Source organism: Corynebacterium neomassiliense (assembly GCF_900626215.1).
In the GTDB taxonomy this organism is placed as follows: Bacteria; Actinomycetota; Actinomycetes; order Mycobacteriales; family Mycobacteriaceae; genus Corynebacterium; species Corynebacterium neomassiliense.
This window is the reverse complement of the sequence record NZ_LR131107.1, coordinates 99,029-122,667: the sequence shown is the minus strand read 5'-3', so window position 1 is coordinate 122,667 and position 23,639 is coordinate 99,029. Positions and strand designations below refer to the sequence as shown.

19 protein-coding genes, 2 tRNA genes and 1 pseudogene are annotated in these 23,639 nt (G+C 67.1%); 10 read left to right on the top strand and 12 right to left on the bottom strand.

Translation table 11 applies throughout. The features are described 5' to 3' along the window. The first annotated feature begins 132 nt into the window (after positions 1-132). Positions 133-351, top strand: coding sequence for a helix-turn-helix transcriptional regulator (locus tag E0E18_RS12735; RefSeq protein WP_066584761.1), 219 nt, complete (start codon positions 133-135; stop codon positions 349-351). A gap of 91 nt (positions 352-442) precedes the next feature. On the opposite strand, the gene E0E18_RS12730 is transcribed toward E0E18_RS12735, so the two are convergent. The 4 genes from E0E18_RS12730 to E0E18_RS12715 form a co-directional block, all read right to left on the bottom strand. Further along, entirely contained in the window at positions 443-919 is a 477-nt protein-coding gene (locus E0E18_RS12730; protein WP_066584754.1) for a ribose-5-phosphate isomerase, read from the bottom strand. A 70-nt stretch (positions 920-989) separates the two neighbouring features. Next, complete coding sequence (locus E0E18_RS12725; protein WP_130841586.1) at positions 990-2,318, bottom strand: DUF4185 domain-containing protein; 1,329 nt, start codon at positions 2,316-2,318, stop codon at positions 990-992. Positions 2,319-2,343: 25 nt separating this feature from the next. Next, complete coding sequence (locus tag E0E18_RS12720) at positions 2,344-2,730, bottom strand: DUF1304 domain-containing protein (protein ID WP_130841584.1); 387 nt, start codon at positions 2,728-2,730, stop codon at positions 2,344-2,346. A gap of 96 nt (positions 2,731-2,826) precedes the next feature. Next, the gene (locus E0E18_RS12715) at positions 2,827-3,465 is read right to left on the bottom strand and encodes a mycothiol-dependent nitroreductase Rv2466c family protein (protein WP_130841581.1); all 639 of its coding nucleotides are present in this window, start codon (positions 3,463-3,465) and stop codon (positions 2,827-2,829) included. A 62-nt stretch (positions 3,466-3,527) separates the two neighbouring features. On the opposite strand from E0E18_RS12715, the gene pepN reads away from it, so the two are divergent. The 3 genes from pepN (at position 3,528) to E0E18_RS12700 (ending at position 7,548) form a co-directional block, all read left to right on the top strand. Continuing rightward, positions 3,528-6,254 carry an aminopeptidase N gene (gene pepN, locus E0E18_RS12710; RefSeq protein WP_130841578.1) on the top strand — a complete coding sequence of 909 codons (2,727 nt, stop codon included), beginning with the start codon at positions 3,528-3,530 and terminating at the stop codon, positions 6,252-6,254. A 120-nt stretch (positions 6,255-6,374) separates the two neighbouring features. Next, positions 6,375-6,734, top strand: coding sequence for a globin (locus tag E0E18_RS12705; RefSeq protein WP_237559844.1), 360 nt, complete (start codon positions 6,375-6,377; stop codon positions 6,732-6,734). Further along, positions 6,727-7,548: a TSUP family transporter gene (locus E0E18_RS12700; RefSeq protein ID WP_066584560.1), complete on the top strand. Its 822-nt coding sequence runs from the start codon at positions 6,727-6,729 to the stop codon at positions 7,546-7,548. The genes E0E18_RS12705 and E0E18_RS12700 overlap by 8 nt, the downstream gene beginning before the upstream one ends. A gap of 58 nt (positions 7,549-7,606) precedes the next feature. On the opposite strand, the gene E0E18_RS12695 is transcribed toward E0E18_RS12700, so the two are convergent. The 5 genes from E0E18_RS12695 to E0E18_RS12675 form a co-directional block, all read right to left on the bottom strand. Then, positions 7,607-8,311, bottom strand: coding sequence for a DUF8185 domain-containing protein (locus tag E0E18_RS12695; protein ID WP_130841572.1), 705 nt, complete (start codon positions 8,309-8,311; stop codon positions 7,607-7,609). Between the two features lie 40 nt (positions 8,312-8,351). Further along, entirely contained in the window at positions 8,352-8,858 is a 507-nt protein-coding gene (locus tag E0E18_RS12690) for an acyl-CoA thioesterase (protein ID WP_066587970.1), read from the bottom strand. Positions 8,859-8,893: 35 nt separating this feature from the next. Then, complete coding sequence (gene ettA / locus E0E18_RS12685; RefSeq protein ID WP_066587960.1) at positions 8,894-10,564, bottom strand: energy-dependent translational throttle protein EttA; 1,671 nt, start codon at positions 10,562-10,564, stop codon at positions 8,894-8,896. A 202-nt stretch (positions 10,565-10,766) separates the two neighbouring features. After that, a complete protein-coding gene (locus E0E18_RS12680) occupies positions 10,767-11,306 on the bottom strand; it encodes a single-stranded DNA-binding protein (RefSeq protein ID WP_161972306.1) in 540 nt (179 codons plus the stop codon). 196 nt (positions 11,307-11,502) lie between these two features. Further along, the gene (locus E0E18_RS12675; protein ID WP_227871017.1) at positions 11,503-13,653 is read right to left on the bottom strand and encodes a bifunctional copper resistance protein CopD/cytochrome c oxidase assembly protein; all 2,151 of its coding nucleotides are present in this window, start codon (positions 13,651-13,653) and stop codon (positions 11,503-11,505) included. Between the two features lie 164 nt (positions 13,654-13,817). On the opposite strand from E0E18_RS12675, the gene E0E18_RS12670 reads away from it, so the two are divergent. From E0E18_RS12670 to E0E18_RS12655, 4 genes are all read left to right on the top strand, one after another. After that, positions 13,818-13,891 (top strand) — tRNA-Arg (locus E0E18_RS12670). 253 nt (positions 13,892-14,144) lie between these two features. After that, complete coding sequence (gene cmrA, locus E0E18_RS12665) at positions 14,145-14,978, top strand: mycolate reductase (protein WP_066587950.1); 834 nt, start codon at positions 14,145-14,147, stop codon at positions 14,976-14,978. Between the two features lie 55 nt (positions 14,979-15,033). Next, entirely contained in the window at positions 15,034-15,666 is a 633-nt protein-coding gene (gene orn / locus E0E18_RS12660) for an oligoribonuclease (protein WP_130841570.1), read from the top strand. Between the two features lie 103 nt (positions 15,667-15,769). Next, positions 15,770-15,842 (top strand) — tRNA-His (locus E0E18_RS12655). A gap of 217 nt (positions 15,843-16,059) precedes the next feature. Here E0E18_RS12655 and E0E18_RS12650 read toward each other — a convergent pair. Then, positions 16,060-16,422 (bottom strand): annotated as a pseudogene (locus tag E0E18_RS12650) (DEAD/DEAH box helicase); the annotation flags it as partial. 167 nt (positions 16,423-16,589) lie between these two features. Between E0E18_RS12650 and E0E18_RS12645 the strand changes: the two are divergent. Next, on the top strand, positions 16,590-18,788 hold the full coding sequence (locus E0E18_RS12645) for a RecQ family ATP-dependent DNA helicase (protein ID WP_130841568.1): 2,199 nt from the start codon (positions 16,590-16,592) through the stop codon (positions 18,786-18,788). Between the two features lie 86 nt (positions 18,789-18,874). Beyond that, entirely contained in the window at positions 18,875-19,942 is a 1,068-nt protein-coding gene (locus E0E18_RS12640; RefSeq protein WP_130841566.1) for a lipoate-protein ligase small subunit, read from the top strand. A 66-nt stretch (positions 19,943-20,008) separates the two neighbouring features. On the opposite strand, the gene E0E18_RS14265 is transcribed toward E0E18_RS12640, so the two are convergent. Together E0E18_RS14265 and E0E18_RS12630 are read right to left on the bottom strand one after the other, a co-directional pair. Further along, complete coding sequence (locus E0E18_RS14265) at positions 20,009-21,646, bottom strand: cytochrome b/b6 domain-containing protein (protein ID WP_237559830.1); 1,638 nt, start codon at positions 21,644-21,646, stop codon at positions 20,009-20,011. A 340-nt stretch (positions 21,647-21,986) separates the two neighbouring features. Beyond that, entirely contained in the window at positions 21,987-23,543 is a 1,557-nt protein-coding gene (locus E0E18_RS12630; RefSeq protein ID WP_130841563.1) for a helix-turn-helix domain-containing protein, read from the bottom strand. Positions 23,544-23,639 lie beyond the last annotated feature (96 nt).

The following is a 23,639-nucleotide window of genomic DNA, read 5'->3' as shown; positions in this document are numbered from 1 at the left end:
ATCCGTACCCCGGGAACAGCAGGCAAAACGCAGTCAGAAGGACGCCACCGACGCCTCAACGGCTGCCCGACGGCTCCTCAGCGGCACCGGAACAGGGGGTGGCCGTGCCGGCAGGCGGTACGATCAGGAATCATGCGACCGACGATCATCGACGCGGACACCGGACATGACCTGTGGACCGCCCAGCAGTGCGCCGAGTTCTCGGGGACGGCCCGGGGTACCTTCACCAGTTACGCGACACGCGGCCGTGCTCCGGAACCGGTGGCGAAACTGCACGGACTGACACTGTGGGACTCCACCGAGGTCACCGAATGGGCTGCCGGGCGCAGGAAGCGCAACCGGGACAGCTGACCGTCAGCAGGGTGCAGGGCCCGACGGGGTACAGGGCCCCGGCGGGGCGCCGGATCCCACGCACAGACCCCGCACACCGCCGTACCGCGCCCTATTCGGCGGGAAGTGCCGGTGCCACCCCGGTGCGCTCGTACTCCGACAGAATGTCGATACGCCGCTGGTGGCGCTCCTCCCCCGACCACGGCTGGGAGATGAAGGCGTCGACGATCGCCAGAGCCTCCTCCTCGGAGTGCATCCTGCCCCCGATCCCGATGAGCTGGGCATTGTTGTGCTCCCGTGCCAGCTTGGCGGTCTCCACCGACCAGGCGAGTGCACACCGGGCACCGGGCACCTTGTTCGCCGCGATCTGTTCCCCGTTGCCCGACCCACCGAGGACGATCCCGAGCGAGCCCTCGTCAGCGACGGTGCGGCGGGCCGCCTCGATGCAGTACGCGGGGTAGTCGTCTGCGGCGTCGTAGGTGTGCGCACCGCAGTCCACGACCTCGATGCCCTCCTTCGCACGGAGATGGTCGGCGATGATGTTCTTCATGTCGAAACCGGCGTGATCGGCGCCGAGGTAGATACGCATGTCAGTGAGTGTATCGGACGCCGTTCACCGGCTGGTCCGGGCCCCTGGCAGCCACCCCCGGGCGGGTCGCTCACGGTTGTTCCGGCACCGGCAGCGGCGCCGTATCCGGGTTCGCCTCGGCGGACGCCGCCAGAATCCTCCTGACCGTCCGGTCACGCTCCTCCGGGGACAGGGAGGAGGTGTCGGGACCGGGAGTACCGGGAGCGCCGGGAGCGCCGGTGTCCGAGACGACCGACACCTCCCACCCTTCGGTGCAGTAGTTCACCGTCACCGGCTCCCCGGTCTCCACGTCGGGCACGGAAAGCCAGGACGACAGGTGCAGGTAGGTGTTCTCCGGGTCGGTGGTCCAGGGGTGCACGGAGGGCGCGTACAGGGCGGGCGACCTGTGCCTCGCCACCGTGACGGTGGGACCGGACCAGGGCGCGTCCGGGTGCTCCGCGGTCAGGGACACGGCGCCCAGCGTCGCATCCACGTAGCTGAGGACGAGACGGCCGGCGATGTAGCGGACATTGAGTTCGCCGATGTGTCCGCCCGGGGTGACCGGACCGAACAGGGGCGTGGGCCGGACACGGCGCCCCCACCGCCACCGGCCCCTCGAGAACCCGCGGTACTCCCATGCGCCGGGATCCAGGCACCTCTGCCACGGAGCCCGCCTCAGACAGACCCCGTCCGCCTCGCTCCCTGTACCTGTCTTGCGCCCCTCACGGGACCCGAAGACATAGAGGTGGTCATCTCCCGGGACCATGACCAGCGAGGCGTTCTGGAAGTAGCGGCCCCTGCGGTCCTCCGGACCCCACTCAAGAGCGATGCCCCCTCTGCCCGCCGCCCTGCCTGTCACCTCGGCCGGCGACCAGGTCGAGGCGTCCCTGTCTGTGCTGCGGAACCACATGTTGCCCACCGTGCGGCACATCGCCTGCGTCGCCCCGGTCACCCAGTCACGGACCCTGAACCCGCACGCGAGGTAGGTTCCGTCCGGAAGCTCGACGGCGTCGTCGGGGATGATGGTGAAGGCGTCCGCAGAACCGGACCGCAGACGCCCCCGGTCACCGATATGCCGGTACGGGAAGACCTCGCGGGCCACTCCCCCGGATTCGTCGGTTCCCACGAAACTGTCCCAGACAATGCCGCGGGTGAGGAAGTCCCGGTTGGTCGTCCTTCCCATGACCGGACTGCGCCACAGGTCACCGCCCGGTGGGACAGGGCCCCGCGGATCAGGCTTGTTGAAGGTGTCCCCGAACAGTCCCCCGACCCAAGTTCCCCCGCCACCACTGAACAGGTAGCCCAGGTCAGTGCCCTTCACCGCGAACCGGTCGGTGGGGTGGTTGTTCCCCCGGCCCTGCAACCGGCCGGTGTCCGGTCCACCGTTGCCGGCCGAGACATGGATCCTCCGGTTCACCATTGCTGGACCCGCCGCCCCGACCGGGTCAGACCAGCAGTCCGACCACGGTGAACACCACAGCAAGCAGGGGGAACGTCCCCTGCTTCACCGCGGCGGACCGCTTGTCCGGGGATGTCACCAGCAGAACGGTCGCGGCCGCGAGCATTGACCCGGTACCCGCGAGGACCAGTGCTGCGCCGATGCCGGTGGAACCCGCGATGAGGAAAACCACACCCACCACGGTCTCCACCGCGAGGAAGAAGTTGTAGAAACCCTGGTTGAAGGCCATCTCGCGGGTGGACTCCGCCTGTTCAGGTGTATTGCCGAAAACCCTCGCAGCCAGGGGACCGGTCCACCCGGCCGATTCCAGGTAGAAGATGAACACGTGGAGAAGAGCCGCGAGCACGGCAAGAACTGACCCGACAACGAGCATGGAAGTTTCACCTTTCACTGCGCCGGCTCTGAGGGCACGGCATCCGGACCGCCATGCTATCCGACCGGTGACCGGCATGGTGAAAGGTGCGGGCTGTTACTTCGTGGCGTCCGGGTCCTCGGTCCTGGAGCGCTTCAGCTCGAAGAAATGGTCGTAGCTTCCGAGGGTGACCGCGGCGTCGAAGATCGCCCCGGCGTCCTCCCCCTTCGGCACCCGGGTGATGACCGGGCCGAAGAAGGCGTGACCGCCGAGTTCGACGACCGGGGTGCCGACGTCGTTGCCGACCTTCTCCATGGCCCGCGCCTGGAAGGAGCGGAGTTCCTTCTCCACGGACCCCTCCACGTCACCGCGACGGTGGGCGTAGCCGAGATAGGAGGGGTCCGCACCGGCTTCCTCCAGCGCCTCGGCGATGACGTCGTCATAGGCGCCGTCGCCCTGGCGGTGCCCCGCACCTGAATCGTGGATCCGGGTTCCGGCGGCGGTGTAGTAGGCGTCCACCTTCCCGGGTTCCTGCAGCTGCAGGGCGGCGGCGACGAGTGCAGGCCCCCATGCGGCCTCCATTGCTCCGCGGTAGGACGCGGGAAGTTCCTCCCTGCCCTCGTTGAGGACGGCGAGGCTCATCGGTGAATAGCTCAGGCCGATGTCCCTGACCTTCTCGACCTCCTTGAGCCACCGGCTGGTGACCCAGGCGAAGGGGCAGGTTACATCGAAGTACATGGTGACAGGTGTGTTCATGGGCCCCGACTGTACCCGCGAACCCGGGCAGCTGTCCGGGCCTGCGGCTAAGCTCGGACACCATGAGTTCAACCAATCTCACCCGTTCCGAGGCCGCCGCACGTTCGGCCCTGATCAGTGACGTCCACTACGTCATCGACCTCGACCTCACAGACGGTGCGGACCCCGGCACCGGCACTTTCCCCTCGACGACCACGGTCAGCTTCACCGCCGCCGACGACGGCACCACCTTCGTCGACCTGCGCGCCAGCTCCGTCCGGTCCGTCATCCTGGACGGCGTCGACGTCACTTCCTCGGCCGTCCCCGTCCGGGAGGGGTCGGACGGGACCTATGACGAGGACCGGGGTCTGCAGATCTCCCTGACCGCCGGCCCTCACGAACTCACGGTGTCCGCGGACGCCGTCTATTCCTCCACCGGCGAGGGCCTGCACCGTTTCACCGACCCGGCAGACGGCGAAGTGTACATGTACACGCAGTTTGAGGCCGCAGACGCCAAGAGGGTCTTCGCCTGTTTCGACCAGCCGGACATCAAGGCCACCTACGAGGTGTCCGTCAGGACCCCCGAAAACTGGACGGTCGTGACGAACAACACCGTCGGCGTCTCCGGCGAACTCGGCGCAGAGGTCGACGGTGTCGCCGTGCACACCGCGGTCGTCGACTACCCGCTGTCGACCTACCTCATCGCGTTCTGCGTCGGCCCGTGGGTACACGTGGAGGATTCCTGGACAGGGCGACCCGTCCCCACACCGGAGACCGCGGGCGTCACTGACACCCGGCTGGTCCCGGAGGACGAGGTCACCGTCCCGCTGGGACTCTACGTCCGTCGTTCCCTGGCCGAGTACCTCGACGCAGACGCCCTGTTCGAGGTGACCAAGGCAGGGTTCGACTACTACGCCGCCAACTTCGGTGTGGCCTACCCCTTCCACAAGTACGACCAGATCTTCTGCCCCGAGTACAACATGGGCGCAATGGAGAACGCCGGCTGCGTCACCATCCGCGACGAGTACGTGTTCAGGTCCGCGGCCAGCCACTACGAGTACGAACGTCGGGCGGACACGATCCTCCACGAACTCGCCCACATGTGGTTCGGCGACCTGGTCACGATGCGCTGGTGGGATGACCTGTGGCTCAACGAGTCCTTCGCCACCTGGTCGTCCGCCATGGCCCAGACCCACGCCACCGAACACACCACCGCGTGGGTGACCTTCAACTCCAAGGAGAAGTCCTGGGCCTACGGCCAGGACCAGCTGCCGTCCACCCACCCGGTGTTCTCCGGGGCGGAGGACCTTGTGGAGGTGGACGCCAACTTCGACGGCATCACCTACGCCAAGGGTGCCTCGGTGCTCAAGCAGCTCGCCGCGTACGTGGGACTCGAACCCTTCTTCGCGGGCATCCGCACCCACTTCGTCGACCACGCCTTCGGCAACGCGACCTTCGACGATCTCCTGGGCGCACTGGAGAAATCCTCGGGCCGCGACCTGTCCGACTGGGCGGACCAGTGGCTGAAGACCACGGGGATCAACACCCTCGGAGCCGACTTCACCACCGGCGGGGGTCAGGACGGGGACACCGGCAGAAACGGGGAGGTCTACACGGCGTTCGCGGTGACCCAGACCGGGGCCGTCCCGGGTGCCGGAGAAACCCGGACCCACCGCCTCGCCGTGGGACTGTACGACCTGGTGGACGGGCAGGACGCCACCACCGGCCCTGCCGTCGAACTGCGCCGGCGGGTCGAACTGGACATCGCAGGCCCACGGACGGAAGTCCCGGACCTCGTGGGAGAAGAGACCGCGGACCTCGTGCTCGTCAACGACGACGACCTCACCTACGGTTTCGTCGACCTCGACAAGGACTCCCTCGATTTCGCCGTGGCCAACATCGGACGCATCGCCGATCCGATGGCCCGGGTGCTGATCTGGTCCTCCGCCTGGCAGTCCACCCGCAACGCCCAGATGCGGGCCCGGGACTTCGTCGCCCTCGTCGCCCGGGGCGCCGTCGGAGAGGACCAGCTCGGCGTCCTCGAACAGGTTCTGGCCCAGGCGGTCTCCGCCGTGGAGAACTACGTCGCCGACGACTGGAAGGAGGAGGGACGCCGCCTCCTCCTCGACACCTTCCGCACCGGCGCGGAGAAGACCACCGGGCAGGCCAGGCTCGCGTTCGTCCGCGCCTACGCCGGTGCAGCCCAGACCCCCGCCTCCACGGTGTGGCTGCGTGGGCTGCTCGGACTTGTCGAGGACAGGACACCCGACGACCTGCTGCCGGGCTTCACCGTCGACCAGGACCTGCGGTGGAGGCTGATCACCGCGCTGGTCGGCACCCGGGGCGTCCTCACCGCCGAGGAGGCCGAGGAGCTCATCGGGATCGAGGAGGCGGGCGACAGGTCCTCCTCCGGTGCGATGCACGCCCTGCAGGCACGCACCGCAGTACCTGAACCCACGGTGAAGCGTGAGGCATGGGACCTGCTGACCCTCCACGGTGCGGAACAGTCGAATCTGGCACTGCGCTACCGCATGGCAGGGTTCAACCACATCGGCCAGGACGAGCTCACCGCCCCCTTCGGCACCGAATACGTCGCCCGGGTGGTCGACATGTGGAATTCCCTGTCCTCGGAAATGGCACTGCGCAACTGTGAAGGGCTGTTCCCCTCCCGGTCGGACGAGACCGTCATCGCCGACATCAGGGCGCTCGCGGACGCCGAGTCCACCCCGGCCGGGCTGCGCCGCGTCCTCGCTGAAGGCGTGTCCCGTACCGAACGTGCCGCGGCGGCCCGGGCCTTCGACGCCCGGTGATTCCGGCCGCTCCCCTGCCCCGGTTAGGCTGGAACCATGACGATCCCCATCTCTCCCGTACCCGGTGAGCCGCGCCGCGGACCGGCGCAGCCGGAGCAGAAGCAGCAGAGTCTCTACGACATGGTCGGGGAAGAGACTTTCCGGAGGATCGTGCACGAGTTCTACCGCCGGGTCCCCGACGACCCGGTGCTCGGGCCCATGTACCCGGCCGACGACCTGGACGGTGCCGAGGACCGGCTGCGCTGGTTCCTCGTGCAGTACTGGGGAGGGCCCCAGACCTTCAACGAACGCCGTGGTCACCCGCGGCTGCGCATGCGGCACATGAACTTCCCGGTGACGCCGGAGGCACGGGACCACTGGTTGACGATCATGTCGCAGGCCCTGGCGACCGTCGATGACCAGGCCCTCCCCGCCCCCGCACGCGCAGCAGTGTGGGACCACATGGTCAGGGTGGCCGACATGCTCATCAACCGTGAATGAGCTGCTGACTTTCGTCGCACCTGACTCCGGGCTGACCCCCGGGGGACTGTTCGTACTGTTGTGCGGGGCTGCGGTCGCCGGTGGCGTCGACGCGGTGATCGGTGGCGGCGGCCTGGTCCTGATCCCTCTCATCCTCAGCTTCGCCCCCGGTCTTCCTGCCCAGGTGGCACTGGGGACCAACAAGTTCTCCGCGGTCTTCGGCACCGCCAGTGCAGGCATACGCATGCTGCGCACCGTGCGGGTGGATCTGCACCTGCTGCGGACCGCTGCACCGCTGGCGGGGATCTGTTCGGCCGGTGGTGCACTCCTCGCAGCCTCGGTGAGCAGTGACGTCCTCCGGCCGGTGGTGGTCGTGCTGATGCTCGCGGTGGGCACTTTCGTGGTTCTCCGGCCCGGGTTCGGCCGCGACGGGGCCGGTGACGGGGGACGCGGGGCGTCCGGGCCGGCCGGGCGGGGCCGGACCGTGGCAGCACTGGTTCTCATCGCGGTGATCGGATGCTACGACGGTTTCTTCGGGCCTGGTACCGGCATGTTCCTGGTGATCGTCTTCAGTGCGGTCCTGTCGCGGAACCTTGTGCAGTCCCTGGCGACGACGAAGATCGTCAACACGGCGACGAACGTGGGTGGCCTGGTGGTTTTCGCCGCGGGTGGTCATGTCCTGTGGGTGCTGGGGGTGGTGCTGGCCCTGTGCAATGTCGCCGGTGCCCAGGTGGGGGCGAAACTGGTGCTGGACCGGGGTACCGGACTGGTCCGTGTGGCACTGCTTGTCCTGGTCGTCGTGATGTCGGTGAAGCTCACCGTGGACATGCTCTGAGCGGACATGCTCTGACGCGGCGGGGCCGGCACGGCCGGGGGCGACGGGGCCTGTCTGCTCACCGGGGTGAGGGAATTCTCGCCAGTCCTCCGCGACGTGGGAGGTAGACGGTGCCGAAAAGGGCGTCGATACGGATCCAGGATCCGGTGATGCTGACCCTGATTCGGTCGTGTTCGGTGAGTTCTTCACGGGGCCGGACGATCAGTCCGAACGATCCCAGGGCGGCGACGACACTGCCGGGCACCTCGATAATGCCTGTCTGGGTTCTGCTGGTCAGTCGGAGCAGCGGCTGGTCCAGGAGGGAGGGTGGAAGACCTGCCGGTCCGGAGTGCTCCCGGGCTTCGTCGTGAAGCCTGTCGTAGACGTCACGGACGTCGGGGCCGGGGATGGTGTCCACGACTGTCCACCCTGCCCGGGGTGGAGGCGCCCCGGTCCACAGGAGGTCCATCCGGGAGCCGAGGGTGAGTTCGGCCGGTACCTTGTCCCCGGAGGCCGCCCCGGTCAGCAGTGACGGCAGGGGGTCGGCGCCGACGACGGCACCGTCGTGCGACGGGGTGGCGTACACCCGTTGTGCGACGACACATCCCAGGGGTGTGGACAGGAGGATGTCAGTGGTATCCCCGTCGACGGCGATGAGGCGTGCCATCGCCGACTGGTCGGTGCGCAGGATCCTGGTTGTCACGGCCGCGACCCGTCGCAGTGTGGAGGCCTGGGACCTGCCGGGACGGGTCAGGGTGAGGGTCGTGGGTTCTGTGGCGGACACAGCGCCCCACGTTACCCGCTCTTTTCCCCCTGCCCGCCGTTCAGATCCCGGTCTCGAACTCGGTGTCTTTGCGGGCCTGTACGGCGAGGGAGTCTTCTTCCCTGTCATCTTCGACCGGGATCATGAACATGTTGATGACTTCACGGTCACTGTCCGTCCATGGTCGGGACTTGCCCGAGAGGATGTCCACCGCCACGTTCACGGTGTCCACCACCGCGACGATGCGGTGCTGGCCGTTGCGGATGTACTGCCGCATCTTGAAGGATTTTTCACCGATCTCGTACATGAAGGATTCGATGAGTACCTGGGTGTCACTGGAGGACAGTGGTTTGCGGTAGTCGACTGACGCCCATCTGACGATGAAGGCCGGTACCGAGATGTCCATCTCGGTGAGAACGTCCCGGACGAAATCGATCCGGGCGTCCTGGGAGAACTCGAGGTACGCCGCATTGTTGACGTGCTGGAACTGATCGAAGTCCGACCAGCGCAGGTTGATCCGCGTGCTGTGGTACCGACTCCCGGAAGCCTCATGGTCGATGAAGGGCATCAATTCTCCTCAGGCTGTTTTGTTCTGCCAACAGTCTATCGTGAGAGGCGACGGTGCGTTACTCGGCCGGGCCGGGCGGCGTCCGCTCCCAGCCGCTCAACCTTGTTCTTCTCGTAGTCCTCGAAGTTGCCTTCGAACCAGAACCACTGCCCTTCGGCGATGTTTCCCTCCCACGCGAGAATGTGGGTGCAGGTGCGGTCGAGGAACCAGCGGTCGTGGGAGATGACCACGGCACAGCCCGGGAACTTCTGCAGGGCGTTCTCCAGGGAGCCGAGTGTTTCGACGTCGAGGTCGTTGGTCGGCTCGTCGAGCAGGATCAGGTTCCCGCCCTGTTTGAGTGTCAGTGCGAGGTTGAGCCGGTTACGCTCACCACCGGAGAGCACCTTCGCGGGCTTCTGCTGGTCGGCACCTTTGAACCCGAATGCGGAGAGGTAGGCGCGGGAGGGCATCTCGTTCTGGCCCACGATGATGTAGTCCAGGCCGTCGGAGACGACCTCCCAGACGGTTTTCTCGGGATCGATGTTCTCACGGTTCTGGTCGACGTAGCTCAGTTTCACCGTCTTGCCGACGTTGACTTCGCCGGAGTCCGGTTCCTCGAGCCCGACGATAGTCTTGAACAGGGTGGTCTTGCCGACACCGTTCGGGCCGATGACGCCGACGATCCCGTTGCGCGGCAGGGTGAAGCTCAGGTCCTTGATGAGGACCCGGCCGTCGAACCCCTTGGTGAGGTGGTTGACGTCGACTACCTGGTTGCCCAGCCGGGGAGGTGTGGGGATCTGGATCTCCTCGAAGTCGAGCTTCTTGTACTGCTCGGCCTCCGCCGCCATCTCCTCGTAGCGCTGCAGGCGGGCCTTGTTCTTCGCCTGGCGGGCCTTGGCACCCGAACGGACCCAGGCGAGTTCCTCCTTGAGCCGCTTCTGCAGCTTCTGGTCCTTCTTGCCTGCGACGGCGAGGCGTTCGGCCTTGGTCTCCAGGTAGGTGGAGTAGTTGCCCTCGTAGGGGAAGAGCTTGCCCCGGTCGACCTCGCAGATCCATTCGGCGACGTGGTCGAGGAAGTAGCGGTCGTGGGTCACGGCGAGAACGGCACCCTTGTAGGACTTCAGGTGGTTCTCCAGCCAGAGCACACTCTCGGCGTCCAGGTGGTTGGTGGGCTCGTCGAGCAGCAGCAGGTCAGGCTCGCTGAGCAGGAGTTTCGCCATGGCGACGCGGCGGCGCTCACCTCCGGAGAGGTGGGTGACGGGCTCGTCGGAGGGAGGGCAGCGCAGGGCGTCCATCGCCTGTTCGATCTTCGAGTCGAGTTCCCAGGCGTCGGCTGCGTCGATCTTCTCCTGGAGTACAGTCATCTCCTCCATGAGTTCGTCGGTGTAGTTGGTCGCCATTTCTTCGGCGATCTCCTCGTACCGGTTCTTCACGTCCATGATCTCGCCGAGGCCTTCCTCGACGTTGCCGCGGACGGTCTTCTCCTCGTTGAGAGGCGGCTCCTGGAGAAGGATGCCCACGGTGGCGCCGGGGTCGAGGAATGCTTCACCGTTGGACGGGTGGTCGATCCCGGCCATGATCTTCAGCAGTGAGGACTTGCCGGCGCCGTTCGGCCCGACCACACCGATCTTCGCTCCCGGATAGAAGCTCATGGTGACGTTGTCGAGGACAACCTTGTCACCGTGTGCCTTACGCACGTTCTTCATCGTGTAGATGAACTCGGCCATCAAATCCCCTTCGGTGAGTTTCGCGGGTGTGTCACGGCGGGGGGTGGATTCACCCTCGCCACATGAGGGGGACGCCGCCGCACATCTGCGCAGCGGCGTCCCTGGTCAGGTCCACCCTACATGACCGTCCTACCGGTCACCTCCCCACCGCCGTAGGTCTGCTCCCGGTGTCCGTCGACCGGGTCGGTGAGCGCCGCGGGGGTCAGAACGGTGCCTCCTCGCCGCCGGTCACGGTGGCCAGCAGCTCCCGGTCCTCCGTGGGAGCTGCCCCTGCCCGGACCGTGGATTCCGCAGCCGTGGCAGGCCCGGAGCCGTCCGCACCTCCTCCGGCGGCGGGGGTCACCTTCGTCTCCCTGTCACTGCTGCGACGCGCCCATTCCTTCACTTTCGCCCAGTTGAGGTCCAGGCCGACTGACTTCGACTTCAGCCGGTAGATCTGCTGCCGGTAGACCTGACCGTCCCGGTCTGTCGGCCCGGACTCCGGCTGGTACTCGAAGCAGGTGAGCTCACCGGTCACGACGACCGGCATCCCCGTCATCACGCTGCCGAGGACGTTCTCCCCGAGTCGCTTCCAGCACTGGACGTCGATGTAGACGGTCGGCTTCTCCCTCCATGCCCCGTCCGACCAGTAGGTTCCTGTCGATGCGATCCGGAACGAGACCAGGTCCGGATTCTTCTCATTCCTGCGCGGCATTCCCACGACGTTGCCGCTCAAAGTCAACGTATTCAGTGCAGACGGCATTGTTCTTCTCCCCTCCCCCGCAACCGGGGTCACACAGGGCAGGTGGTTCCCGCCCCCGGTGACCGCCGATACTCCCCCGCTGTGACGGTCATGTCGACCCCGGGACACCGTCCTGTGGACAACACCCGGCATTGTGTCCCGAAGTCTCTCCACAACGTGACCCGCGACATACCGTGCCCGGCCACCGCCGAGGTGGTCACTCCCGGTGCTGTCTGCGGTACTCGCGTTTCGCTTCCTCGGTGTGCAGGTACCCGCGGACCTCGTCACCCTGGTACTCCGAACCGTAGTACTCCTGCTGGGAGGTGTCCTTGCCCGATCCGAGGTCGGCCAGCATCGCGTTGTAGGCCTCCAGCTCGGCGTCCCCGTCGCGTTCGGCCTTGCGGTCGTAGCGCTTCTGCTCCCTGCGGTCCTGACTCGCCCACTGCGCCCCGTGCATGATGCTGACCAAGACCAGAGGGATCTCCGACAGTCCCCAGGCGATGGCCCCGCCGGTGTGCTGCTGTTCCATGAGATCCACCGGGAACGGCAGCTGCAGCGAGAGGTAGTAGCTTTCCGCGAGAGGCTGGGACATCTGCATCATCGCGATGCCGAACCAGGCGTGGAAGGCCATCGCGGACAGTGTCATCAGCAGTTTCATGAACGGACTGAGCTGACGGGGAGCGGCGTCCACCCCGATGGCCACCCAGTAGAACAGGTACCCGGAGATCAGGAAGTGGATGTTCATGAACAGGTGGCCGGCATGCTCACTGGCAAGGTCGTTGAACAGGTCCGACAGGTACAGACCGTAGAAACCGACGACGAACTGCACCGCCGCCACCACCGGGTTGGTGAGGAAACGGGATACCGGGTTGTTGATGAACACGACCAGCCACTCACGCGGCCCCTGGATGCCGTCCTTGCCCGCCGGAGGCAGGGCCCGGAGAAGCAGGGTCATGGGACCACCGAGGACCCAGAACACCGGGATCATCATGGTCAGGGTCATGTGCTGCAGCATGTGCGGTGCGAACATCGCCATGGAGTACAGGCCCAGACCCGAACAGGTGGTGAAGATCAGGGTCGCGTTGCCCAGGGTCCACCAGATCACCCGGCTCACCGGCCACGCTATGCCACGCCTGCGCAGTTTCAGCCAGGCCCACATGTACACCGCCTGGAGTATCAGCGCACCAGTGCCGAAGACCAGGTCGAACCGCCAGTTCGTGAACACCGCCGCAGCGGAGAACGGTTCGGTGAGGTTGAACCCCATGATCAGTTCGGCAGGGGTGATGTTCGCGGTGAACGTCACCGGCGGCGGGATGCGCGACAGTGACACCGCCACGCCCACCGTGGCTGCCATGACGAGAACCTCCACCACGGCCAGGCGGACGAAGGGGCGCCTCCACCACGAGGTCGCGGCGGCTGCGGCGTCAGACCCGTTCTCCAGCTGCGGGATGGTCCACCGTCGGTGCAACCAGCCCATCCCCGCGAGGACCACCGTGAGTACCGCTTTAGCGACGATCACACGTCCGTAGTCGGTGGTGAACCACTCGGAGAACTTCAGCCGGATCGCCGCGTTGATCAGGCCGGACGCCGCGATACCGGTGATGCAGACCAGTGCCAGCCATGAGTAGCGGCGCACCAGCTCGGGCATGTGCGGGCCCCTGCGGGCGGCGTGGGCGACCAGTGCCGCCAGCCCGCCGATCCACAGGGCGGACAGAATGATGTGCCACAGGAGTGAGTTCACGCCGTAGTCGTGGTCACCGCCGGACGCCGAGTGCCCCTCCAGCGCGACCGGCACCAGGGAAATCACCGACAGAGCGAGGAAGACCGGCTGCCAGATCCACCTGCGGGTCATCAGGGAGAGGACACCGGTGAGCCCGGCGATGACCGCAATCCAGCGCATCGCCCCGGCGGTGGAGACCTGGTCGATGGCCGTGCCCCACATGTCCGGGGCGAGAGTCTCCGACAACGGGGACCCGGACACATCGGACAGGTACAGCGGAATCAGCAGGAACGCGCACACTGCCCAACCCAGCATCGCCCAGGTTCCCGTGCGGGCGGCGCGGAAGCCGTCGATGTCGAGGAAGCCGTCGGCACGCGGAGGGGTACCCAGCGCGCTCATGAGGAAACCGCCGACACCGATGCAGGCCAGCACGGTTCCCGCACCACGGACCAGGGGGACGCCCCACGAGGTGACCGGGCCGGGATCAGGGATCCCGAGGACCGCGAGTGACTGGCCGAGGAAGGCTGCACCGATCACCGCCGCGACCACACCGGCCAGCACGGTGGCTCCGACGTAGACACCGACCGGCGAACCGAGCCGCCGGGGCGTGGAGGTGACCGGGGTGACAGCGTGGGACGTGTCGGACATGATCCCTGACATTACTAGCGGGAACGGCTGAATCCGATTCGACGGGGACGCCGGGGTGGACCCCGGGCCCGGGTGCGTGGAACCTTCCCTCCGACACGGTGCCCCGGGTTCAGGATCGGGCGCCGGGTGGGCTATCATGTTTTCTCGCGCCGTAAGGGCGCGACGCCTCTGTAGCTCAGTGGATGAGAGCATCCGGTTTCTACCCGGCTGGTCGCGGGTTCGAATCCTGCCAGGGGCACACATCAGAGCTCACCGTGGGAAGCACACTTCCGGTCTCACGGGGGCTCACAGCGGGGTGCGGGGAGCTGCGGTGGGGCAGGGCTGCGGGCACCGGGCGGGAGAAGCGGCTGCCGGTGTCCTGCACTTCCCTTCCTGTGGCCGGTGTAGCCTGAACGGGCAGTCATCTGACGGGGATCTGCCGGCGATCTGCGGCGCTGACCTCCGTCAGCTGCCCATCCCCAGTTCCCCACCACCACAGGAGACGAGACCAGGTGTTCTTCCGTTCGTCCGAGAACCGTTCACTTCCCGCCCCCGGACCCGACCGTGTCGCCGTGGTGACCGGGGCGTCCTCAGGTATCGGACGGGCCGTAGCCCTTGAGCTGGGTCGACGCGGCCACAACCTGCTGCTGGTGGCCCGGACCGCCGGTCCTATGGAGCAGATCCGGGATTCCCTCGCGGCGGAGGGGTCCCCGGTGCACGTCGAGATCCGCACCTGCGATCTCGCGGAGCCGACGGCCCGTGGGGAACTCGTCGCCGAGCTCGCCGGCAGGGACGTCAGCATCCTGGTGAACTCCGCCGGGGTGGCCACGTTCGGGCAGTTCCGCCGGCTTGACCCCGCCCGGGAACGCGCCCAGTTCGAGTTGAACGCCACCGCTGTCTTCGAGCTCACCGCGGCGGTGCTGCCGGGGATGGTCGCCGGAGGGGACGCCGGGATCGTCAACGTCGGTTCGGTGGCTGGTAACGCCGCGATCCCGAACAATGCCACGTACGTGGGGACGAAGGCGATGGTCAACACCTTCACCGAGGCCCTGCACTACGAGCTGAAGGGCACGGGTGTCCGGTGCACCCTCCTGGCCCCGGGACCGGTCCGTGAAGAGGTCAAGCAGGACGCCGAGCGTACCATCGTGGACCGGGCCACCCCGGACTTCGTGTGGACGACATACCCGGACTGTGCGACCGAGACCCTCGACGCCCTGGCCGCGAACAGGCTCCGGGTTGTCCCCGGTGGACTGTCGAAGATCGCGAACGTGATCTCCACCTACCTCCCACGCCGCGTCACCGCCCCGCTGCTGGGCAGGGTGTACGCCAGGATGGCAGAAGACTGACGGTGGACACGGTGGCAGTGGACAAGTGGCAGTGGACAAGCAGAAGGAACAGGCAATGACACCCAACCAGATCGCCCGGACCGACCGGCTCGTGTGGGCCGACTGCGAGATGACGGGGCTCGACCCGTCCCGGCACGTACTCGTCGAGATCGCGGTGATCGTCACCGACGCTGACCTTGTTCCGTTGGATGAGGGCATCGACATCGTCATCCACGCCACTGACGGGGAACTGGCGGAGATGGACGACTTCGTGACGAAGATGCACGGCTCATCGGGTCTCACCGACGAGATCCGTGCCTCCACCGTCAGTGTGAAGGACGCCGAGGACCGGGTCCTGGAGTACGTCCGCAGCCATGTGGCCTCCCCCGGTGTGGCGCCTCTGTGCGGGAACTCGATCGCCAGCGACCGGAAGTTCATCGCGAAGTACATGCCCGGGCTGGACAGCTTTCTGCACTACCGGATGATCGACGTCTCCTCGGTGAAGGAGCTGACCCGCCGCTGGTACCCGCGCGTGTACAGCGGTCAACCGGCGAAGGGGATGCAGCACCGAGCACTGGCGGATATTCTCGAGTCCATCCGGGAACTGGACTACTACCGGCGGGCGGCGTTCGTCCCCGCCCCCGGCCCGGACGCCGAAGCCGTGGAGGCGGCGGCCGCGGCGGCCACAGCGGCGACGCCGATAGTCTGACACGACCCTGCGCCCGGACGCTGTTGATGCTGTTCACGGTGCGCTTTTGCCCCGGATGACAACCGTGGTCTAGTATGAGTCCCGCTGCCGTACAGCAGCGATGGTGGCTGTAGTTCAGTTGGTAGAGCACCAGGTTGTGATCCTGGGTGTCGCGAGTTCGAGTCTCGTCAGCCACCCCGACAGGAAGACCCCCGGCTCCTTCTCCGCGAAGGTCCGGGGGTCTTTCGACGCATGCGCCACAGCACCGGGCAGCCTGCTCATCCGGTCACCGTAGCTACGCACTCCGGTTCAGACGTCGAAGTAGATTCCCGTGTGCAGTGCACAGCCCGGGTTGAACGCGGCGCCACACCCCGGGCAGGCCGGTGGTCTCCCGTCCGCCCCGCTGCCGGCCCCGTCGGTGACTGCCCCGGCCCNGACCGTGGCAGCCTTGACCCCGGCGCGCCGGGCCGCGGCAACCTGGTCCCGCATCAGGGCGAGCAACGGGGAGATGATGAGGGTGGGACCTGCGCCCCGCTCACGCAGCAGCCGGGCAGCGACGAAGTACACCGCGGACTTTCCCCACCCGGTGCGTTGGACGACGAGGACGCGCCGGTGCCCGGTGACGAGGGCGTCCACGGCCTCGAACTGCCCTTGCCTGAACTGTGCGTCGGGGCGTCCGGTGAGTTCCCCGAGGATCCTCGTCGCGTGGGGCAGAAGGTCGGGGTGAAGGTCACCGTCCCGGCGTTCCGGTTCCGGAGATGCTGCGGGAGGGGTCATCGGCAACCTTGTCTGGGAGGATCGGGTCAGGGAGACGGGTCTGGTCCGGCGGACAGGTCAGAGCCGGCAGGTGGTACCGGTACCCTGGTGGTCGACGGCTCGGACCAGGCACTGTCCGCCGGACCAGACCCGTCTCCCTGACCCGATCCTCCCAGACAAGGTTGCCGATGACCCCTCCCGCAGCATCTCCGGAACCGGAACGCCGGGACGGTGACCTTCACCCCGACCTTCTGCCCCACGCGACGAGGATCCTCGGGGAACTCACCGGACGCCCCGACGCACAGTTCAGGCAAGGGCAGTTCGAGGCCGTGGACGCCCTCGTCACCGGGCACCGGCGCGTCCTCGTCGTCCAACGCACCGGGTGGGGAAAGTCCGCGGTGTACTTCGTCGCTGCCCGGCTGCTGCGTGAGCGGGGCGCAGGTCCCACCCTCATCATCTCCCCGTTGCTCGCCCTGATGCGGGACCAGGTTGCCGCGGCCCGGCGCGCCGGGGTCAAGGCTGCCACGGTCAACTCCTCCAATGTCACCGAGTGGGACGAGGTTGTCGGGGATCTTCGTTCCGGTCGGCTGGATGTGCTGCTGATCTCCCCGGAACGTCTGACGAACCCCCGGTTCCGCGACCGCGTCCTCGACCCGCTCCTGGACGGTTCTCAGCACGACGGTTCTCAGCACGGCGGTTCTCTGCAGGACGGTCCGGTGTCGCCGGGGGTGGGGATGATCGTGGTCGACGAGGCGCACTGCATCTCCGACTGGGGCCACGACTTCCGCCCGGACTACCGGCGTATCGGTTCGCTGCTGGAGTCCCTGCCGGAGGACCTACCGGTGCTCGCGACCACCGCCACGGCGAACAGCCGGGTCGTGGAGGATGTCTCCGCCCAGCTGGGCAGCGAAACCATGGTGATCAGGGGTCCGCTGTCGCGAGACTCACTGCGCCTGGGGGTCGCACCCGTGGCGTCCTCCGGTCACCGTGTCGGCTGGCTGATCAGTCATCTCAACGACTTCACCGGGTCGGGGATCATCTACTGTCTCACCGTCTCCGCGGCGGAGGACACAGCCCGCGCACTGCGCGACGCCGGCCATGACGTCGCCCCGTACACGGGCCGGACGGACGCCGAGGACCGTGCCAGCCTGGAGGAGGCCCTCCGGGACAACCGGATCAGGGCCCTTGTGGCGACAAGCGCCCTGGGGATGGGGTTCGACAAACCCGACCTGGGGTTTGTCGTGCACCTCGGGGCACCTTCCTCCGCGGTGGCCTACTACCAGCAGGTCGGACGTGCAGGGCGTGCCACCGACTCCGCCGATGTTCTGCTGCTGCCCGGGGATGACGACCCGGAGATCTGGGAGTACTTCGCCACCGCGTCGATGCCCGGGGAAGAGGACGCCCTCGCCGTGCTGGCCGCCCTGTCCGAATCTGCGTCGCCGTTGTCGGTTCCCGCACTGGAACCGTTGGTCGGGATCAGGAGGACACGACTGAACCTGCTGCTCAAGACACTGCAGGTCGACGGGGCGGTGGAGCGGGCGGGTTCCGGTTTCGTCACCACCGGACGACCCTGGACCTATGACGCGCCACGCTATGAGGCGGTCGCCGAGGCACGTCGCAGGGAGGCTGAGGCGATGCTCCGGTACGAAGCCGGGACAATGTGCCGGATGCGGTTCCTCGCCGAAGCACTCGACGATCCGACCGCCCACGACTGCGGACGCTGCGACGTCTGCGCCGGGGTGTGGTGGGACGCCACGGTCAGTGAGGACGCCGAGTCCGGGGCGCGCAAGGTGCTGTCCACTCTCGGCGTCCCGGTCGAGCCACGTACCCGGTGGCCCGGCGGAATGGAGAAGGTGGGCGTCCCGCTCAAAGGGGTTGTCCCTGCCGATGAGCAGGTCGCGGCGGGGGTGACCGGGGGCCGCCCCACCGGCCTGGGGGCCGGGCAGGTGCTGCGGGAGTTCCTGGCCGAGGGCCACGCCGACGGTCCGGTCCCGGGGAACATCGCCGACTGGTGTGTCAGGGTTCTGAGCGGGTGGAGGTGGCAGGAACGCCCTGAGGCTGTCGTGGCGATGCCCTCCACGACCCGTCCGGTCACCGTGGCGGACACCGCCTCCGGTCTGGCGCGGCTGGGCAGGATGGTCGACGCAGGCCAACTGAGGTTCACCCGGGATCCGGGGACACCGGATGTCAACAGTGCCTACCGGGTGCGCAACCTCTACGGTGCATTCGAGGTTCCTGCGGAGACCGCCGCCGCGGTCCGGGGACGGGTGGTGCTGCTCGTCGACTCGGAGATCGGGTCCCGGTGGGCGGTGACAATGGCGGGGCGGGAGCTGCGACGGGCGGGGGCGAGAGCGGTCCTGCCTTTCGCCCTCGCTGTGCGGGGCTAGGGTGTCCGCCCGGTGCGTACACTTGTTCCGGTGAGGGTACCCAAAGTGAACCGGGGCCCCGAGAAACCTGAGAAAGGCAGCCTGACGTGCACGGAGAATACAAGGTCCCCGGGGGGAAACTCATTGTCGTCGATCTGGAGGTGACCAGGGCCTCCGAGAATTCACCGGGGGTTCTGACGGGCGTCCGTATCGCGGGCGACTTCTTCCTGGAACCGGATGAAGTGCTTGTCCGCATCACCTCGGCACTCGAGGAGGCTCCCGCTGACCTCACCGCGGAGGGGTACGCCGAGCGTGTGTCCGATTCCCTGCTGCGCAGTGACGTGCTCTTCGGCATCACCGCCGAGGGTGTGGGCATAGCGGTACGTCGTGCTCTCGGCCATGCCGTGGGCTGGGACGACATCGATTTCGACGTGATCTACGGCCCCGCTGTCGACCCCATGCTCAACGTGGCGATGGACGAGACCCTCACCGAGGAGGTGGCCGCCGGACGGCGTAAGCCGTTCATGCGGTTGTGGGAGTGGAACGCCCCCCAGGTCGTCATCGGGTCCTTCCAGTCCTATGCGAACGAGATCAACCAGGAGGGTGTGGACAGGTACGGCATCACGGTGTCCCGGAGGGTCACCGGTGGTGGGGCGATGTTCATGGAGCCGGGTAACTGTGTCACATATTCCCTGGTCGTGCCGCAGGCTCTCGTGGACGGGCTGAGTTTCGCCCAGTCCTACCCGTTCCTCGACGAGTGGACGATGGAGGCGTTGAAGAAGGTGGGAATCAACGCCCACTACGTACCCCTCAATGACATTTCCTCCGACGAGGGAAAGATCGGTGGCGCCGCCCAGAAGCGGTTCTCGAACGGGTGGATGGTCCACCACGTGACCATGTCCTACGACATCGACGCCGAGAAGATGCTGGAGGTCATCCGGATCGGCAAGGAGAAGATGAAGGACAAGGGCACCCGGTCGGCGGTGAAGAGGGTCGACCCGATGCGTTCACAGACTCAGCTGCCCCGTGAAGAGATCCTCCGGGTGTTCCACGACACCTTCAAGGAGAAGTACGGCGCCAGCGAAGGTGAGATCACCGAACGCGACCTGCAGGTCGCGCGTGAGCGGTGTGACGTGAAATTCTCGACCCCGGAGTGGACGTACCGGCTGCCGTGACACGGCCTCCGGGTGACGGCCCCCGGGTGACACCGGAGGCGGGGGTTCGGCCGGCGCCGGGGGTTTCTAGCGGGCGCTGACCTGGCCGAACTTGCCGGCGATCGGCTGGATCACCAACGGTCGGGCTGCGACCAGTGCCGCGATGACGACGGCGAGTCCGAGGACGAACCAGAGGAAGCCTCCGAGGTTTCCGGACTGGTTGCCGGCGAACATGTGGTTGAGGTTGTGGGTCATCCCGGTGGTGAAGACCAGGAACACGTGGATGATCACGAAAAGGACGAAGAATAGCATGGTCGGGAAGTGGATCTTCCGGGCGACCGGGGCCGGGTAGATCTTGTTCAGCGTCTTGGCGTCCTTCGGCCACCATTCACTCATCCGCAGTCCTGAGATGATCGCCAGCGGCGCGGCGACGAAGATCACCAGGAAGTACATGATCTGCTGGATGGAGTTGAAGTTGACCCACCCGTTCTCCGGAGGCCACTGGAACGAGGCGTACTGGAGACCTGCGGAGATCGCGTTGGGGAACACTTCCCAGCTCGTCGGGACGATGCGGGCCCAGTGACCGGTGGCGAACAGCAGGATGACGAAAATCAGACCGTTGAGCATCCAGAAGATGTCCAGGGACGTGTGCAGCCACAGGTTGATGCTGATCTTCTTGCCGCCCTTGCGCGGCTGCCACACGGCCGGCGGTTTCTGCTGGTGGCGGACCCGGAGTCCGGACTGGAGGATGAGTGCCATGAAGAAGAAGTTGAGGTAGTGCTGCCACCGTGCCCAGATCGGGAACCCTTCGTCGGGGGTGACGGCCGGCTCATACTCTCCCGGGTACTGCTGCATCCAGCTCTTCACTGCGTCGATGTTGGTGATGAGCCTGCAGATGACGACGATGACGACAGCGGCCACGACGGCTGCTGCGAGGATTATCGCACCTTTCTTCCCGAGCTTTCTCAGGGAGGCGAAAGCTCCCGTGACTGCGGCACCGGCACCCGCGAGGAGGTCCCCGACCTCCACACCGGCGATCGTCAGCGGTTCCTTTTTCTTCGGCTTGGCCTTGGGCTGAGGTTTCGCGGCAGCCGGCGCGGTCCCTCTGCCTGCGGCAGGGGCACCGGGGGTTGCCGGAGCACCGGGGACGCCGGGAGCACCCGGGGCGACCGGTACACCGGGGGCAGCTGCGGCAGGAGCACCGGGAGCGCCAGGAGCAGCCGGAGCGCCGGGAGCTGCAGGAGCAGCCGGAGCGCCGGGAGCCGCAGGAGCGGCCGGAGGGCCCGGGACGGTTGCGGCAGGAGCGGCCGGAGCACCAGGAGCACCGGAAACGGACGGCACACCAGGGGCCGTCGCACCGAGCTTGATCGGACCGGACTGGGCCGCAGGCGCCGCAGGCGCGGCAGGCGCGGCGGCGGCAGGCGCAGCAGCAGCCGGAGCCGCAGGGGCACCGGGAGCGGACGGCACACCAGGGGCCGTCGCACCGAGCTTGATCGGACCGGCAGGCGCCGCAGGCGCGGCAGGCGCCGCAGGCGCGGCAGGCGCCGCAGGCGCGGCAGGCGCCGCAGGCGCGGCAGGCGCCGCAGGCGCGGCAGGCGCAGCAACAGGTGCACCCGGAGCGCCGGGAGCGCCGGGAGCGCTCAGCTTGATAGGAGTGTCGGCACTCGACGGGGACGTGTCGTCAGGCTCCCCGGGCACGCCCGGGGGCGGGGGTGTGGTCGACATTGTCTTGTCTCCTCCTGCTTTTCGCTCGTCTGTAGCGCTGCTGAGTTGTGGCTGTACCGTGGACGGACTCCGTCAAAGTCCTGGCCCGTACCGGTCCATGTCGCTGAAGATCTTAGCGCCCACCTGCCGGTTCATCCCATTTTCGGGAATGCTCCGACACATCGGACACAGCGGTTGTGTTTCGTCCGGATACGGCGTACGCCGAACTCAACGAGTCTGATTTGATAACTACCTTGCACAGAGGATAGCCCACAGGCCCTCCATGTGTCGAAAATCGCATCAGCTCCGCATGAGAGACACAAGCCACTGACCGTCTCCAGCTCGGCGGACCTTTTGTTGTTTACTGTGCATTGTAACTGTTTCCTGACATTACACCACTGAGGTTCCGTGGACTCACCCCGAACCGTGCCTTGAACTCACGGCTGAACTGGGACAGGTGTCGGTAGCCCACCGCCCTGGCAGCCTCCGAAGGAGCCGACCCGTAGGCGATCAACCGGCGGGCCGTCTGCAACCTCACCGTCGCACGCCACCTGAGGAAGGTCATCCCGGTCCATTCCCGGAATCCCGCGTTGAGCTTCCGCGGCGTCCACCCCACCGACACCGCCCACCGGTCAAGACCTGCAGGTGAACGCAGATCCCGCAGGACGGCGTCCGCAACCTGGCGAACCTGCACCGGCATCCCGTCCACGGCGTCCGCCACCGTGCCCGTGCCCTCCACGGTGCCCACCGGAGCAGGTGCCGGGTCGGCACCCGCGGTGACGACGGTCCCGAAAAGCGCCTCCGGCACGGCCGTGCTGTCATATCCCCCGGGACCGAGACCACTCTGGTTGGCGAAGACATGCTGCAGCAGAGGCACAGTGTCACCGCTGTCGACCGCCACCGGAACAGTGCCCTCGTCCGGGCACACCTGTCCCACGGTGAAGGTCAACGGCAGTACCACCGAGCCGGGGGCCGTCAGAACCTCGTGACCCCGGTATGCGGGCATCCAGACGACCTGCCCCTCCCCGACCACGTTCACCAGGTCACCTGTCCGGAGCAGCATCCGCCCCCGGTACACCCAGAGCAGCAGGTGGAAACCGTGGTCCAGCCCCGGAGGGGAGGACGCCCCACCCCACCCCGGAGGCGTCGAGAGACTGCGGTCCACCCGGGTACCGGCACCGTCACCGGTCCGCCACTCCGAAGGAGTGGCCCCCGTGCACCGGCGGAACGCACGGATGAACCCTGTGGGGGTCCCGAAGCCCACCGAACCGGCAATCTCGCTGACCGGTCGCGACCTGTCCGAGAGGAGCAGCCGGGCCGCCGCAGCCAGCCTGCACTGCCTCCGCCACCCGCCGAAGGTCAGACCCGTCTCGGTGACGAACATGCGGTGCAGGGTCCGTTCCCCGGTCGCGACTTCCTCCGCCCACTGCGACACCGTCCTCGGACAGGCCGGGTCCCGGGTCAGCGCCAGAGCCACCTCCAGGGCCCCCGCCGACTGCGGCAGTGGAGGTCCGGGCACCCGGGACTGCAGACCCCGCAGGACTCTCACACAGTCTCCCGCCCGGTGACCGGGTTCCCGCAGCGGAGACACGGAGGCGCTGAACTGGTGGAGGACCCAGTCGTTCCACCGCTGTCTCCCCCACCCGTCTCTCCCGCAGTCTCCCACGGAGAACCTCTCCACGGCGTCCCCACCGTCACAGATCTCCGGGGCTGCGATCCTGACCGGGACGGCGACCGAACCTGGTGCGACAGTCACGCCTGCGCGGGTTCCCGGCGGCAGCAGGATTCCCCGTCCCCCGGTCAACCTGTCCACCTCTGCGCGGTACCTGACCTTTACAGTGCCGGCGTGGCACCACAGCAGCAGGTACCGCTCCCCCGCCTCCAGGTCGGCACGGAACGGTGCCAGATCATTAAGCACGGGGCAGTCCCGTACGATTCCGGTTCACACAATGAGCATAGCCTGACCTACTGCCGTGCACCTGATGCACAAGTCCCGGGCACGTCCCGTACCCGT